Raw genomic sequence first — 14291 nt, 5'->3', positions numbered from 1 at the left:
TTTGTTAAAAACTAATCGCCAAGAAACTGATGGCTTAAACCACAATCTCATTCTGCGTCATTGTCGGCGCTGGGCCTTCTATCCGCCCTGCCCGGATATACACCTTACCGCCCACCGTACCCGTGCCGCGCACGCTGACGACGCCGGCATCCAGCAGGGTCACTACGCTGGTTTCACCGGTAACGCTGGCGATGGTGCCGACTAGCAACGGATCGCGCGGCAATAGACTGGTGAATGCGGTCCAGATGTTGGCGGTTTCTTCGCCGATTTGAATGGTTTGGCTGACTTTGCTCAGACTCGCATCGATGCTGACGCTGTTGACGATACCTTTGATAATGTCGCTGCCGAGTGTGATTTGTACCAGGTCGCCTACGCTGGCCAGCGGGAATACATCGCCGTCGAGTGGCAAAGTGGCGGATTTGATGACGGGTTGTGTTTGCTGGCCGGCCAGGATGCGTTCGCCCAATAGCCTGCAACCAATCACGTCGGTCATCAGGCTGTTACTGATGGTCGGGGCCAGTTTCGCGCCGTCGGTGCCGGTGAGCCTGCACCATCCCAGCACGCCGCCGATTTCGCCGCCGTGCACGTAAACGCCGTTGGCTTGGGTGGCGATAGATGGGCGCAGGTTGACGCTGGTCAAGGCGTCTTCGGGTATTTCCAGATCGGCCGGAGCTTCGGCAAAGTACCATGGATAAACCGGATAGCGCGGCTGTACCGTGATGCTGCGCTGGCTAGGGTGCGGGACGGCGACACAGCCAATATCATTGACCAGGCCGGCCAAGACTTGGATCGGGGTTTGGTTGGTGTAGCTGAAGGCGCCGGCGGGAACGTTCCAGGTGGGTGCGTTCCAGACAATCGACCAGCCGACCGGCATCAATGAATCGGCTAATTGTTGCACGGCCAACGTATCGCCCATGGTGGCGCTGGTGGGCAGCAGATACGGCGCGCCCAGCTCTGCAGTCAGTGAGCGACCTTTCAGGCTGATAGAGTGTTTTGCAAACTGGATGCCGTGTTCGATGCTTTCGACCAGCACATGCCAGAGATAGCCGTCGATGGTGACGGCCAGCTCCACGGCGGTTTCGGCTTGCACCAATGCCAGCGCGGCGGCGTCCAGCAACGTGCCGCTGAATTGCCAGGCGAATGAATCTGCATCGTACGATAAGCTGACATTGCCCATCGGCACGTCGATGTTGCCGGGTACGGTTTTGACGCTGATAACGTGTTGCATGAGGTAAACCTGTTGAGTCGGGATGGTAACGGTGACGTGGTCGGGCGGCGGTTCGTACGGTGGCCGCTCTGGTTCCGGCATGATCGATTGGCCTGGCGGCGGCCTACGGGCTTGGTCGACCGGAATGCAGCGCTTGGTTTTGGTTTGGCCGGCCTGTTGGCGTGGCGCTAAAAAGCTCAGGCCGTCGATACCGACGACGTGACGCATGGCCAAGTGGATGCGCGGGACGACGTTGGGCCAGTCAAAAACCTCGGTAGGCGTATAGTCTGGATTCGCGAATAGCGAAAACGTAGAACTTGGCGTATAGCGCCACGGCGCTTCCGGTTCTGCGGCGATGGTCTTGATGAAATCGTGCCGAGTGGTGCCGCTATCTTGCACGGGATGCCGCCAATCGGGCGGGCGGATTTTGGTCATTTGCTGTACGACCGCCGCGGCGCTGGCGTTTGTTGGCTTGGCATCTTCGGCATCGCTCAGCCAATGCTTGGCCGCCCATTGCAATAAGTCTTGCACCGATTGGATATTGGCGTTTACTGGCGTGGCGTCAGCTACCGTGCCGCAACGCTGGATGTGGGTTTTGCTGGTATGGCCGTATGGCAAGCGAGTGCCGGGATTGATCGGCGTGGCAAGGGTATGCGGCAAGTCGGTGGCGTGATCGATGCGGGTGGTTTGATCGATGGGCGCTTGGGCGGCGTGGGTTAATGTGCCGGTGTCTTGTTGGCGGCTGCAAACGCTGCCCACAGTAAAGCGCGGGACGTTGGAATCGTATTCCGCGAACCAATAGCCGCCCACGCCTTGCAGTGTGGCGTTGATTTGGCCCATGTTGGCGACATTCAAACCCTCGAACGTGCCGGTGATGCCGGTCAGCGTGGCGTCGATTTGGCCTTGTGGGACGACGGCGGCGGCAAATTGGCCGGTTAAACCGCCTAGGGTGGCGGATAAAACGCCCTGCGCGGCGACGTTGCCGACCAGATCAGCCGACACGCCTTGCAATTGCCCCGCCAAAGCGCCCAACACGGTGCCGGGCGCGAATGAATACCCCGTGAACGCGCCGGTGATGCCGGACAGCGTGGCGGCTATCTCGCCTGCAACCGCTTCGCCGGTGTTGAAGCTAAACGTCGTGCCGGGTGTGTAGCTGCCCTGGCTAAAATTGAATGTGGTGCTGGGCGTGTAGGCCATTTAGCTGGGGATCAATGGCCCGTGGGTGATCGGCTGCACCAGGCGCTCTACGCATTCCCAGGTTACCGTGCCGTCGGTGACGGTTTGGCCGGGCGTGGTGGGCCAGTTGGGTTCTGTGGTGCCCGAGGTGCCGGCGACGGTGGCGGTGTAGTAGTAGGGTTTGGTGATGGGGTCGGTTGGGAATGTTTTGCCATTGAGGGCGTAGGCGGTCGAGGCTTTCCATGCCGCGCCGACATCGGGCTTGACAGTCAAATAATGGGCTTTTTCAGGGGTTTTGATGTCTACGGTAAAGGACGCGCCGGTAAAGACCTTGCGACCGGACAATGCGCCGTCGCTGGCTTGGTGCGCTTCGGCCACGAAAGTGGACGCTGCCAAGGTTTCGTCTACGGTGCCACTGATTTGGGTGTTGTAGTCTGGGAATGGTGCGGTGGGCGGGGTAAAGTTTGCTGTGTATCTGATTACGTCTAGCGTAATCCGGACATTGCTTATATACCCGTTAAACCACCACGTCCCCCAGTTATTATCGCCGGGTGAACCTCCGACAAAAAACGACAGGGCCTCATTCGTGATTGCGCCAACTACGCTGCCGAAATTCTGCCCGGTCAAAAATCCGGTTGTCTTTTGTTGCGCGTGATTATAGGTGTACGATATTAGTGACCACTGGCCTAAAGGTAAAGTGGGCGAATCTACGCCAACAAGCCCGTTTCCTAGAGAAACTACGTTGTTGTAAAAAACTATGTAAGTAGTGTTGGCTTGATATCCGGTTTTATTATAAGCGCTGATCACCACGCCGATGTGGGTTGATAATGGCTTTATCCAGGCATCCACAGTAAAGTTCCTGTTTTTTAGTCCTAACGCTACAAGTTGTAGATAATCTCCATTCCCATTAAAAGACCCCACCCCGGTATTGTTGCCAAACGGATCGGCCTGCGATGTGATGATTTTGGCATTGCCATAGGGCGTAACCACCTTCGGCACTCGCTCCAAATCAGTAAACGTCGTGCTATTGTTTGCGCCGATCATCGGCAGCAACAACTTGACGTTATCGTACCAATAGGGATCGCCAGCCATTACGCATTCCCCTCCGTCAACGACCCGCTCAATATCTGAATCACCCCGCCCGCTTGCACGGATAGCGTGTTGAATATCAGCTCTTGCCCTGAGCCAGATACCCCACAGCCCATATCCAGCACGAAATTACCATCGCTATCGACGCCCCGGGCAAAAGCGATATCGCCGGTGGCGTCGGCCAGCGAGTCTTCGGTAAAGGCGGCGAAGGTCAATACGCCATCGGTGACCGTGCCGCACGGATCTGACAACGTAATCGTGCCGAGCAAAACTTGATCAGTGATGGCCGCGCCGGTGGCCGGTCGGCCAGAGCCGGCGGTATAGAGCAGGATTTTGCCGGAGCCGGTACCGGCGTCGAAGGCGTCGACTATCGTCTGTAGTCGGTTGTTTCTAATGGTGGTTGATAGCCCGAGTGTCATTGCGTGTCCTCTTATTCTCGTTACCACGCTCTAGCGTGGGAATGCATACCTGTCTTTCAGGCCGGCATGGGTTCCCACGGCGGACCGCTCATCGTTATACACAAGTCCCTCAAAGACTAAACTACAAGGAGACACAGAAACAGGAGAAAGGCGATGAGCAACTGGGCCGAAGAAGAAGTGCAAACTGCCAATTTGGAAGATCAACGTCTAAACAAGAGATTGGCCTTGCTATTGGAGCAATTGGGCGAGCATCCACAACTCAGTATTCCGGCGGCCTGCGGAGGCTGGAAGGAGACGATGGGAGCCTATCGCTTCTTCAATAACGCTAAGACGACATTCGAGAAGATACTGGCGCCGCATCGAGATGCCACGATCGAGCGCATGAAGAGCAGCCCAATCGTGCTGCTGGCACAGGACACCACCGAGGACGATAAGAATATTTGCTTGGGGCCGAAGGGACTTGGCACAGTGAAAGACGTGGAGAAACACTTGCGCCGCCTGCATCCGACAGTTGCCTTTACGCCATCGCGTATTTGTTTGGGTGTCGTGAAAGCATCGTATTGGCCTCGAGAGATCCCAAGCCAAAGGAGTGAACGACTTCACAAAGGCGTAGACGAAAAAGAGAGTCGCCATTGGCTGGAAAGTTACCAGGACAGTTGCGCTTTACAGGCGCAAATGCCGGACACCCTGCTGATCAATCTTGCCGACAGGGAGGGCGATATTTACGAGTGGTTTGCCGAATACCATGACTACGCACCTGCGGTACGGGCTCAATGGATCGTACGTGCGGCGCAAAACCGAGTGTTGGCTTCGCCGGAGAACGGTACGAAATGCCTGTGGGCCGCCGTGGAGCAAGCTCCTGTATTGGGTTACTCTGAGGTGAACGTCAAACCGCGACCGAACCGCACGGCGCGACTGGCGCATATCACGTTACGCGCCATTACAGTGACCCTCAAACCGCCTAAGCGGATAGGGTATCGGCTACCGGAACTCACCATCAATGCGGTGCTGGCACGCGAAGATGCACCACCGTCTGGCGTGGAACGTTTGGAATGGCTATTGTTGACTAGCTTGCCGATCGATTGTTTCGAACAGGCGGCAACGATCGTCATGTGGTACGCCGTGCGGTGGTGCATTGAAGTGTACTTCCATGTGCTCAAGAGCGGATGCCAGATTAAGCGACTGCATCTGGAAACCGAGGACCGACTGCTACCTTGTTTAGCGTTGTACATGGTTATTGCCTGGCGGGTATTGTTCACGCTGATGTTGGGACGGACTACGCCGGACATGGATTGTGAAATTATCTTCGATCCACAGGAGTGGCGGGCTGCTTACATTGTGGTTAAGCTTTGCCCGCCGCCGCTTACGCCACCTCGCTTGGGCGAAGTGATTCTCTTGGTGGCGAGCTTGGGCGGTTATCTCGGACGCAAGCATGACGGGCCGCCGGGTGCCAAAGCCATGTGGATCGGACTGCAGCGTTTGCGCGATTTTGTCATTGCATTGGAAGCTCAGCAGGTTGTCGCACAGAGATGTGTATAACGATGAGCGGAGGACCGTGGGAACCAGTCTTTGCGTACCTTACACAGTACCGATGTCGCCTCTTATTTCGAGGCAAAAGGTGTAATCATCATCCGTCGCCTCGCCCTGCCCTATGGCCTGAATCACCCAGACCGGGGCATTGGCGGCGTAGGTGTTGAACCTGAGCACGTTACCTGAGGCCCAGCCGGAACCCCAGCCTTGATACGGTATCGTGAAGTACGGCAGGCCGGTGTTGGGGTTGATCGGTGCGGTATCGGCGGAGGTGTTGCCGCTGGCGATTTGGCCGACGTTTTGACCGATGACGTTGAAGGCGGTGGACGAGGTAAAGATGATCGCCCACTTTTCCTGAATGGCGCTGGCGTTATCGACGGCTATCGGGTATTGCACGTTGTTGTATTGCGCGGCGACCGATGAGCCGATTAAGGTATCGCTCCAGACATTGGTCCAGGTTTGCTGATCGAACGGAATGCTGGTCCGCGCATACAGCGTGCCCCAGATGATGGCATTGGAAACCAGCGTGCCTTCCTTGGGGAAGTTGTGGCTCAAGGGTTGCGACAAAGCCAGTTGCCCGGTGATTTGCACGTCGGTCAGCACCGCCATGTCCTCAATACGGTCGATGATAGTCAATGGTTGCGATACGCCGGATAAATCGCCCCATGTGATAGTACCGGCGTCAAGATCAGCCGTGTACTTGTTGGTAGGCAAGGCATTGCCGCCCAAATCGCGTACCGTCAGTTTGGCGAGGCGCACCCGGCCCAGGTTAGTGGTTGAGCTGCTGGTAAAGGTGCCGGTGGTAGTTTGGTCGTTGAGCACGACCACCACATCCCCCGGCGCATAGATCGGCACGCGGCCATCGGCAGGCAAGCGCACCGGATCGAGGCCCAGAATGGCGGAAGACAGCGGCAAATAGGTATAGGACACGGTAGTGTAAATAATGCTGTTGGCCAGCACCATCTTAGGCTTCCATATTTGGCCGTTTTCGACGTTTTCAGCGATGTACCAGTCTTCGCCCTCGTTGCCGGCTGCCGTGACCAGTTCGCCAAAGCGCAGCTTGACGACGCCGGTGTCGTATTCGATCTTGCCTTCAATCTGACTGGCCACAATATCACCTTGAGCGTTGGCAGTGGCTTCCAGTTGCGTGCCATCGGCGGCGGTCGCGCGAATCTGGAACACGCCTACCTTGATCGGCGCGGCCAAGGTGCGGAATACCGCCACTTCCACCGGTCGCCAGTTCATGCTGGTGGCCAGTGCCAACAGTGACGGCGTGGGCGATTGGCCCGAGGCCCAGGCACTAATGCTGCAAACGCCGGTGGTGTAATCCAGCGTGCCGCCCAAGGTGGCAGAGCCTGTGGCGCGGTCGATGTTGTAAAACAGCTGGCCCAGGCGGTCGAAGTAGGTGCGGCCGCCCAACGTGAACAGCACGCTGCCTGGGATGACGTTTTCGGCGTAGCCCGGCGTCAGGTCGATTTGCAAGGCACTGGCCACCAAGGTTTCTTGCGCCGCCGTGCCGGGGCTGGTTTTGCGGTAGGTGACGACGAATTCCGAAGGCGCGGTGGTGTTGGCTGAGTAATAGCCATAGTCGTAAATCGCGGAGTAGTGGCCAGCTTTATAGGGATTGGAACCCTTGGTGTACATCGCGCCTTTATAAATCCCCGACGTATTGTGATTGAATACCAGAATGCCTGTTGCATAATCAATCGTCGCAGAGCGCCCACCGATAAGGCCACCCACGCCATTATCTCTATCTTCCTGCTTGATACTACCGCTTGGCGTTGGAGATAGTTTGATAGGGTCAGCCGCCCACGGCGCATTCCACGCCACCGAAATCGAGCCTGGCACCAGATCGGTGTCCGCCACATCCAGCGTGACCTGATTACCGCTGATATTAAACGCGGTCAAGGTTTTGGTGATCGGCGTGCCCCAATTGTAATTGAAGGTAAAAGTGGTGCCGCCCAGCGGCAAACTGTTGGGGCTGAAGCTGACCACGCCCGTGACCAGGTTGACGTTACCGGTGGCATCGCCGCTGATCACGCCGCTGGCGTTGACAGTAGCCGTGCAGGCGCTGCCATCGTTCCAGGTGATAACCAGGGTTTCCGGGGCAAAGCCCATGTTGCCGAGCTGATGCGTGAAGGTCACTTTGCCTATCGCCAGATTAGAGCGATTGAAATAATCGGCGGCCTGCCCCCAGGCGAACATGATTTCAGAACCGACATCGGGCAAGGCCGCCGTGGTGATCGACACTCCGCCTGTCACGTAATTGACCGTACCCGTGCCGATGCCCGCTTCATCCGCTATCAAACCGCCGGAGCCGTTATCGCGCAGCTCATACCATTTATCCATGGCGCGGTAACTGACGCGCAGAGCGCCCGGCTTCGGCGCCGGCGTGAGCGTCAAAGCCCAGACATAGCCGCGATTGGCCGCCGTGACTGGAATGGCATCGGTATCGGCAGGCATGGCCGGCGCGGCGGCTGGCCGGAATACCACGGTTTTTGTACTGCCGTAGGTTGGCGATGTGGGCGCAAACGTAATCAGGCCCTCAGCGTAATCGATGCTGCCCACCACGGTACTGCCGCTGAGCACCTTGCCGGCATTGTCGGTCAAACTGGCACCGCCACTGATCACCAACGAGCCCGGCACGCAAGGGCTACCCAGGTATAAGGTGCTATTGGCCTGGAAGGTAATGCCGGTACTAAAGCTGGTGGTGGTTTGCGCGGCGTCCATCACCGGCGCCGCAATCGAGGCGGATTCTACGTCAACCAAGGCGCGTTCGGCCTGTGAGGCGGGCACGACTTGCGAGTAAACCGAATCGACCTTGATTTCGACGGCGTTGAGATTGGCCGCCAAGGCCAAAGGTCGGGCAGAATAATAACGGGCGGCATTGGCCACCACGGTTTTGTAGATTTTGGCCGCGGGGCTGAGCGTGTCGAATCGCGACATTTCCGCGCCGACGAAATCGCGCTGCAACACGTCGCTGATTTCGATTTCAATGATGCGGCGGGTAAAGGTGCCTTTGTCATCGGTGAATTGCTGGTCGGAATACTCCAGATCAACGATGCGGATATACTGACTGCCCCCGCTGGCGACCAGCAGCAACACGTCGCCGATGCCGGGCAAAGGCGCGGTCACGCCTTGAAAGATCGTGACCGCCCGGCTGCCCATGTATTGCGTGCCCCACAAGAAGCCAGCGTAGATGGGGCCTTGGGCCCGGTAGTTCTCGATGCGCGACGCGGCAACCGGCCGGCGGTCGAACCAGTCGCCGGTGTTGAACAGGTTGACGCCGATTTTCTGATCGCCCGGCAATTTGCTGATGATCGCATGAGCGCCGTAATATTTGTCTTGGTTGGCGGTTTGCACGGCACCGAAGGCTTTGCGCAGATGCACCGCGCCGTACACCCGATCCAAGGTAGACACGTCGTCGAACATGTTATTGGACACGCCGTCGAGGATCGGCTGGCCGGTCATGGCGCCGCCGCCTTCAGCCACGTCGGACATGGTGTCCGCTTTCATCAGTTTTATGTCGTTTGCTAGGATGGTCATTTTTTAACGCCTTGGAGATTTGCCGTGGATCGTATGGGACAACTGGAAAACGCTGTATTGAGCCAGCACAACACTATTAAGAAGCTCGTAAGCGAAACGCTAGCCCTTCGAGCGTTTGCGCTAGCCGTACTCGAACAGCCCGGCATAAACCTCGGGCTTTTGCGAGATGAGTTTGTAGAGCGCTGGGAGCAGGCTGTGCGGCAAGTTCCGCCCGAGATGCAGGACAAAGAGCAGCTACAAAAGCTGCTGATTGAGATTGAACATGTATTAAACCGTCCAGGCCGAGACGGCGCTTGATCCGCTCCGCGCGTGGCGGAATCCGCAAATCGACGTTTGCATAAACCCGGTCTAACAAGGCAATATCAGAAAATGGGGCAGTCATGGTCACACCGTAATCAATTTAATGGTCAGCGCGTAATGGTCGCTGTCGCCGGGGTTGTTGTAATCGACGATTTGCCGGGCCTGAATCGGCGTGGCGGCATGGTCGAACTTGACGCTGAAGGTTCTGGCGTCGTTGAGGGTCAAGGTCAGGGTGGCGTCGGTATCCAACGCGGCATATAGGGCCTTGACCGTGGCGCGGCTGGCCCAGCCGTGATTGTCGCCACCGGCTAAGGTAATCGGGCGGCCTGCCAGCATCTTGCCGGATTCGATGACCAAAGCACCCGTCAATGTGTAGTTTTTGTTTTGCTGGATCGGGGTCCAGTCGAATTCATCCGACCATAACAGATCCGATGGCAGTGTGATTGCGCCTAATGTGATTGCCATATCAAACCCCAGTCACTATCACGAGTTGTAATCGTCCCACGCGTAAAACGTGGCGGACTGTAATTTTATAAACCCCATTGCCCTGCGGTATAAATTCTACGGTCTTTGTGTAAAAACGCGGATCGCAAACCTCTTTATAGTCTTTGAACACGCTTATCGACATGGCCATTTATGCCCCCACCCGTGCGCCGGATTGTTTGAGGATGTCCAGCATTTTCGATACATCCGCTTCGCTGTTGAAGGCCGCCGCCACCTGCCCGGAACCATCCGGCGCCTTGAATTGCAAGGTGATGGTTTTGCTGGGCGGCGCCATCGTTGCGGATTCGGTGGTCGGAAGGGTGGGTATGCTGGGGATTTTGAAACCCCCATCGCCCAAGGTTTTGCTGGAGACCTTGCCCAAGTTGTCGAGCAGCGCCTTGAAGGCATAGCCCTCGCGTATGGATTGCTCCCGGATCGGTTCATTGCGCTTGTTTAAAAAGCCGGTGAAATCCAGCGAGGTAAAGCGGTTGGCCTTGAGCTGTTTGGCCTCGGGCACGTTGGCCATGGCTTCCCGGACTTGATCGGCGGTTTCCGGGTCCAGGCCGGCCAGGTTGATACCTGAGAGTGATTTTTCACGCGCACGATTGGCAAACAAGCTGCTACGCCCGCGAATGGCCTCGTAGGCCGACGCCGATTGCGCCGCAATCAGGGCTTGTTTGATGGCTTCCAGCTTGTCTTTCTTGATGGCCTCATTGACCGCGTCGCCAATACTGCCGCCCCAGCGCCGTTGCAGCGGCAACACGCCTTGATTAACGGCTTGCAGTACCGGCACGCCGAGCTTTTGCACGGCTTCCTTGCGCACGATGAATTCGCCCGGCTCAAGCAGGGCTTGAATCTTATCCCCGCCACCGTAACCGGCCAATTTGCCTTGCTTGCGGGCAAAGCCGCCGACGGCAAAGCCTGCAATGAGCGGAGCCGAATTGCGCCATGGCAGGCCGGTCGGTTGCCCTGCCAGTCCGCCGGTGGCTTGGCCGGCGGCGTTTTGGGTTTGGATGGTGATGATTTTGGTTGCGGGCGCCACCAGGTCGGCAATGATGGCCTGCGCTTTTTGCAGACTGTTGCGCTCGACTTCCACCACCACCTGCTTGGCATCGATCAGCTTTCGGTCGATGGCGTCAATGGCTTGAGAAACGGAACTCAATGCCTGTTGCGCGGATTCCATTTCGCCGCCAATGGCAACGGCATTTTCGTCATGGGCGGTTTTACTCTGGCCCAGGACTTCATTGAGATCATCATAAATCTCGTTGACCTGGCTGACGCCGGCTTTTGTGACTTGATCCGCTAGCCAACCACTCTTCGCCGCCTTGGCTTTTTCCACCGCGTTATTGGTGATCAGCTTGGCGGCGTCATTGGCCAGTGTATTTAGCTTCTCTTGGTCGGCCCCTTCCCCTTTGGCCAGCTCCGCTTTGAAGGTGGCGATTTTGGCGGCTTCCTCCTGCTCCTTGCTGCGCATCAGTTCCTTTTCGCTCATCGCGGCGCGCTGGATGGTCAAAATGGCCTGTTCGCGGGCGTTTTCATTGCCGACGATTTGTCGGGCAATGGTATTGGCCGCGTCCAGTTCGCGCTGGCGTTCGCTGACCAGGTTGGTGATATGCGCGTTCAGATCGGTTTGCGCTTGCGCGTAAACTTCGCGGCGGGCCTGCAAGTGACCGAGATCAAGCTGGGCCAGTTGCTGTTGCAGGGTTTGCCGCTTGCCCATTTCATCCGCATTCAAGCTGTCGAGTTGGGCTTGTTTGGCGGCGCGTTCCTGCTCGTGGTAGGCGTCCAGTTGCTGCAACTGCAAAGCCTGGAAGGCTTGGATCAGTTGCAGACGTTGGGCGCTGGCAGCCACGAAGGCTTCATTTTTGGCTTGCTCTTTTTGCTGTTCGCTCAAACCGGCATTGGTGGTAATGGCGGCCATTTCTTGCGCCAGTTTGGCGTCCAGCGCGGCCAGTTGTTCCGCATACTGCACTTTTTGCGCTTCGGTCAGCGCTTTCATGCTTTCCGACATTTTGGCAAAGGCCGCGTCATAGCCGGCCACTGCCGCGTCGAGCTGCGGACCGATGTTAGTGGTTTCCTGGTTAAGTTGCTGGGTCGCTTGTTGGGCCTGATTGGCGCCGCTGATCCAGCCATAAAAAGCCCTACCGGCTTCGAAAATGGCCAGCCCCAAGCCAACAAACGGCAAGGCGCGCAAGGCAACACTCAACGCCCCTGTCGCCAGCGTGGCGCCCGCCATCACAGGAATCAAGGCGCTGCCGATCGCCGATACCACCGGCGCTATCGCCAGCCGCCAGGCGGCAAAGCCCCCCGCCAGTGTCGCCAAGGCGGCAATGAAGGTTTTGGTAATCGGAGAAAATTTATTGACCGTTTCCAGCAATTTAGCCAGCGCGTTGGCCAGCACGGCCACGCCGCGCATGATCGCGCCATCGACCAAGCCCTGCTTGAATGCCAGCACGGCGTTATACAGCCGGTTGAAGGCCGCCGTGGCGCCGTTGGCCGCTTGCGGCAGCCCACCAGCCACGGAATCACGCAAAGCCTGGCCAAATTTGGGCAGAAAATCGGCGGCTAGGATTTGCCCGCTGTTGAGCATCTTGGTGAATTCGGCGGTAGTGACGCCCAAGGCCTTGGCACCGACTTGCGTGGCCTGCGGCAATTGGTCGCCCAGTTGTTGCCTAAACTCTTCCGCCGAAACCACGCCCTTGCCCATCATTTGCGACAGTGCATTAAGCACGCCGTTTGTGCGATCCGCCGATAGATGCATGACGGTAGACGCTTCGGCTACCGCCGAAAATACCTCTTTCAACGGTGCCCCTTCCAGTGCCGTGCCCTTGGCGGCAGCAGCCAGTTTGGCGAAGCCTTCAGACATTACGTCGGTGCGCTGGCCCAACCGATTAGATTCGTCCTGGATGTATTTCAAGGCGTCGGCGGTTTTTGCGCCGGAGCCCGTCACGGCGTCTAGCTGCGATTTGATAGCCTCCATCTTGACGCCGGCATCGATCAAGCCTTTGAACGCCACGCCAGCACCCGCCAAGGCCCCGGCAAAGGCCAGCCATTTGCCATTGAGGTTATCCAGTGCGCCGGTGAAGTTATTCATCTGGCTATGCAATTCGGCGGTTTTGTCCTTTAATTGCAGTTTGGCCTTGGCCAGTTCGCCCATGGACAGCTTGCCGGAGGTTGCCAGGTGATTATAAGCCGCGTTCAGGCTGTCGATTTTGGCCTGGATCTCCGAGAAGGGTTTGAAATCCAGGGTTTTGAAGCTATCGCCCAGCGTGCGGGCTTTTGCTGCGGCTTCGCTGGAACGCGCCAGTTTTTGGTAGGCTTCGGACAGATTGGCGACATCGACCCCGGCAGCGGTGAGCGCCGCGCGTTGCTGGCTCAAGCTGTTGCGGTAGGTGTCGAGCTTGCCGGATAAATCAGAAACGGTTTTTTTGGCTTTTTCGAAGGCGTTGGTCAATTCCTTCGACGGTGCATCGCTGGCTTTGATTTCACGCGCCAGGCGCTGGACGGTGTCCTGAGCCGCCCGAAAGTCCGATTGCGTATCACGCACTTTCCGCGATAATGCCACAAACGCATCCAGCGCTTCCTTATCGTCGGCACCTATTTTTATTTTGACTTCGAGATTATTGGCCATGGTTAAACGCTATCCGGATTATGTATTGGGGTTTTCGATTGCCGCCGCGTTGATACTGATCGATGCCTTGGGCGGAACGCCTCTTTTTCAGGGCTTGCTTGGCTTGGCTTGGGCCTTGATGCTGGGCTTTGGCGTCGGTGCGTTTTTGCTGGCTATCGGCCTGATGGCTTGGCACCGCTGACCGCTCGCATGAAAAACGACCACCCATAATCAAATACGCCGCCATGGCCGCGCTCGATCAAGCCGATACAGGTGATGTCGAGTTGTTCGACGGGGTTGGCGCCAGGTGTTCCAGCCCCACCATGGCGAAAAAATCTCGGTTTACCTCGGTAAAGGTGTCGATGATGGTTTTGGCATCGCCCAGACTGAAGTCGTCGAAATCTTCCCCTTCCGGCAATTGCACGCAGTCGCCCAACAGGCCGACCACTTCCGGGAATTTATCGCCCAGCATGTCCGGCAAGCCGACGCCGGTGAGATTGGCAATTAGGCGGCGGGCATCTTTGACCCGCAGTTCTTGCACGGTGGCCAGGCGGCCTTCGGATAGTTCTATGGTTTTGCTGTGTCTCATGGTTTACCACCAGCGGATGGCGGCAATCAAATCCGGCAATTCGTGCAACAGAATAAATAGCGCTATCAGCACCTGTAACGATTTATGGTTTGCAATAATTTCCAGCATCTTGACTACGCCGTTGTTTACGTTAAACTGCATGTATATTCATTCCTAGTTGGTTAGGTTTGAGTTAGAAACCCTCGACAGATGCCAGTCTGCCGGGGGTTTTGTTTTTTATGCCCTAAGCATTACCACTGCTGTTGTTCTCGTTCCCACGCTCCCGCGTGGGAATGCATACGGGTTGCGCTAATGGCATGAGTTCTAGTGTGCTCCAAGGCCGGTAGAGGTTCCCACGGAGGA

At 57.1% G+C, this 14291-nt stretch carries 11 protein-coding genes; 3 read left to right on the top strand and 8 right to left on the bottom strand.

Annotated features, from left to right (window positions below; translation table 11 throughout):
- Positions 1 to 34: 34 nt before the first annotated feature.
- From NM686_RS11075 to NM686_RS11065, 3 genes are read right to left on the bottom strand one after another with little or no spacing between them, the layout of a single operon-like run.
- Positions 35 to 2404, bottom strand: coding sequence for a hypothetical protein (locus NM686_RS11075; protein WP_255187927.1), 2370 nt, complete (start codon positions 2402 to 2404; stop codon positions 35 to 37).
- On the bottom strand, positions 2405 to 3475 hold the full coding sequence (locus tag NM686_RS11070; protein ID WP_255187926.1) for a LamG domain-containing protein: 1071 nt from the start codon (positions 3473 to 3475) through the stop codon (positions 2405 to 2407).
- Positions 3475 to 3891 carry a hypothetical protein gene (locus NM686_RS11065; RefSeq protein ID WP_255187925.1) on the bottom strand — a complete coding sequence of 139 codons (417 nt, stop codon included), beginning with the start codon at positions 3889 to 3891 and terminating at the stop codon, positions 3475 to 3477. Before NM686_RS11065 ends, NM686_RS11070 begins: the two co-directional genes overlap by 1 nt.
- A gap of 153 nt (positions 3892 to 4044) precedes the next feature.
- On the opposite strand from NM686_RS11065, the gene NM686_RS11060 reads away from it, so the two are divergent.
- On the top strand, positions 4045 to 5430 hold the full coding sequence (locus tag NM686_RS11060; RefSeq protein ID WP_255187523.1) for an IS4 family transposase: 1386 nt from the start codon (positions 4045 to 4047) through the stop codon (positions 5428 to 5430).
- 39 nt (positions 5431 to 5469) lie between these two features.
- On the opposite strand, the gene NM686_RS11055 is transcribed toward NM686_RS11060, so the two are convergent.
- Complete coding sequence (locus tag NM686_RS11055; protein WP_255187924.1) at positions 5470 to 8967, bottom strand: hypothetical protein; 3498 nt, start codon at positions 8965 to 8967, stop codon at positions 5470 to 5472.
- A gap of 33 nt (positions 8968 to 9000) precedes the next feature.
- Between NM686_RS11055 and NM686_RS11050 the strand changes: the two genes are divergently transcribed.
- On the top strand, positions 9001 to 9264 hold the full coding sequence (locus NM686_RS11050) for a hypothetical protein (protein WP_255187923.1): 264 nt from the start codon (positions 9001 to 9003) through the stop codon (positions 9262 to 9264).
- 87 nt (positions 9265 to 9351) lie between these two features.
- Here the strand turns inward: NM686_RS11050 and NM686_RS11045 are convergent, their stop codons facing one another.
- Positions 9352 to 9732, bottom strand: a complete 381-nt coding sequence (locus tag NM686_RS11045; RefSeq protein ID WP_255187922.1) for a hypothetical protein — start codon at positions 9730 to 9732, stop codon at positions 9352 to 9354.
- A 169-nt stretch (positions 9733 to 9901) separates the two neighbouring features.
- A complete protein-coding gene (locus NM686_RS11040) occupies positions 9902 to 13381 on the bottom strand; it encodes a tape measure protein (protein WP_255187921.1) in 3480 nt (1159 codons plus the stop codon).
- Here NM686_RS11040 and NM686_RS11035 point away from each other — a divergent pair.
- Positions 13380 to 13562, top strand: coding sequence for a hypothetical protein (locus NM686_RS11035; protein WP_255187920.1), 183 nt, complete (start codon positions 13380 to 13382; stop codon positions 13560 to 13562). The two genes, NM686_RS11040 and NM686_RS11035, sit on opposite strands and share 2 nt — an antisense overlap.
- Positions 13563 to 13619: 57 nt before the next feature.
- On the opposite strand, the gene NM686_RS11030 is transcribed toward NM686_RS11035, so the two are convergent.
- Positions 13620 to 13949, bottom strand: coding sequence for a hypothetical protein (locus NM686_RS11030; protein ID WP_255187919.1), 330 nt, complete (start codon positions 13947 to 13949; stop codon positions 13620 to 13622).
- A 3-nt stretch (positions 13950 to 13952) separates the two neighbouring features.
- The gene (locus NM686_RS11025) at positions 13953 to 14090 is read right to left on the bottom strand and encodes a hypothetical protein (protein WP_255187918.1); all 138 of its coding nucleotides are present in this window, start codon (positions 14088 to 14090) and stop codon (positions 13953 to 13955) included.
- Positions 14091 to 14291: the final 201 nt, after the last annotated feature.

The organism is Methylomonas rapida, assembly GCF_024360925.2.
Taxonomy (GTDB): Bacteria; Pseudomonadota; Gammaproteobacteria; order Methylococcales; family Methylomonadaceae; genus Methylomonas; species Methylomonas rapida.
Note: the sequence above shows the minus strand (reverse complement) of the source record. Positions and strands in the feature narration are given on the sequence as shown.

Coding starts and splice junctions, on each gene's coding strand:
- NM686_RS11075 (WP_255187927.1), bottom strand. CDS start 2,404: ATGGCCTACACGCCCAGCACCACATTCAATTTTAGCCAGGGCAGCTAC.
- NM686_RS11070 (WP_255187926.1), bottom strand. CDS start 3,475: ATGGCTGGCGATCCCTATTGGTACGATAACGTCAAGTTGTTGCTGCCG.
- NM686_RS11065 (WP_255187925.1), bottom strand. CDS start 3,891: ATGACACTCGGGCTATCAACCACCATTAGAAACAACCGACTACAGACG.
- NM686_RS11060 (WP_255187523.1), top strand. CDS start 4,045: ATGAGCAACTGGGCCGAAGAAGAAGTGCAAACTGCCAATTTGGAAGAT.
- NM686_RS11055 (WP_255187924.1), bottom strand. CDS start 8,967: ATGACCATCCTAGCAAACGACATAAAACTGATGAAAGCGGACACCATG.
- NM686_RS11050 (WP_255187923.1), top strand. CDS start 9,001: ATGGGACAACTGGAAAACGCTGTATTGAGCCAGCACAACACTATTAAG.
- NM686_RS11045 (WP_255187922.1), bottom strand. CDS start 9,732: ATGGCAATCACATTAGGCGCAATCACACTGCCATCGGATCTGTTATGG.
- NM686_RS11035 (WP_255187920.1), top strand. CDS start 13,380: ATGGTTAAACGCTATCCGGATTATGTATTGGGGTTTTCGATTGCCGCC.
- NM686_RS11040 (WP_255187921.1), bottom strand. CDS start 13,381: ATGGCCAATAATCTCGAAGTCAAAATAAAAATAGGTGCCGACGATAAG.
- NM686_RS11030 (WP_255187919.1), bottom strand. CDS start 13,949: ATGAGACACAGCAAAACCATAGAACTATCCGAAGGCCGCCTGGCCACC.
- NM686_RS11025 (WP_255187918.1), bottom strand. CDS start 14,090: ATGCAGTTTAACGTAAACAACGGCGTAGTCAAGATGCTGGAAATTATT.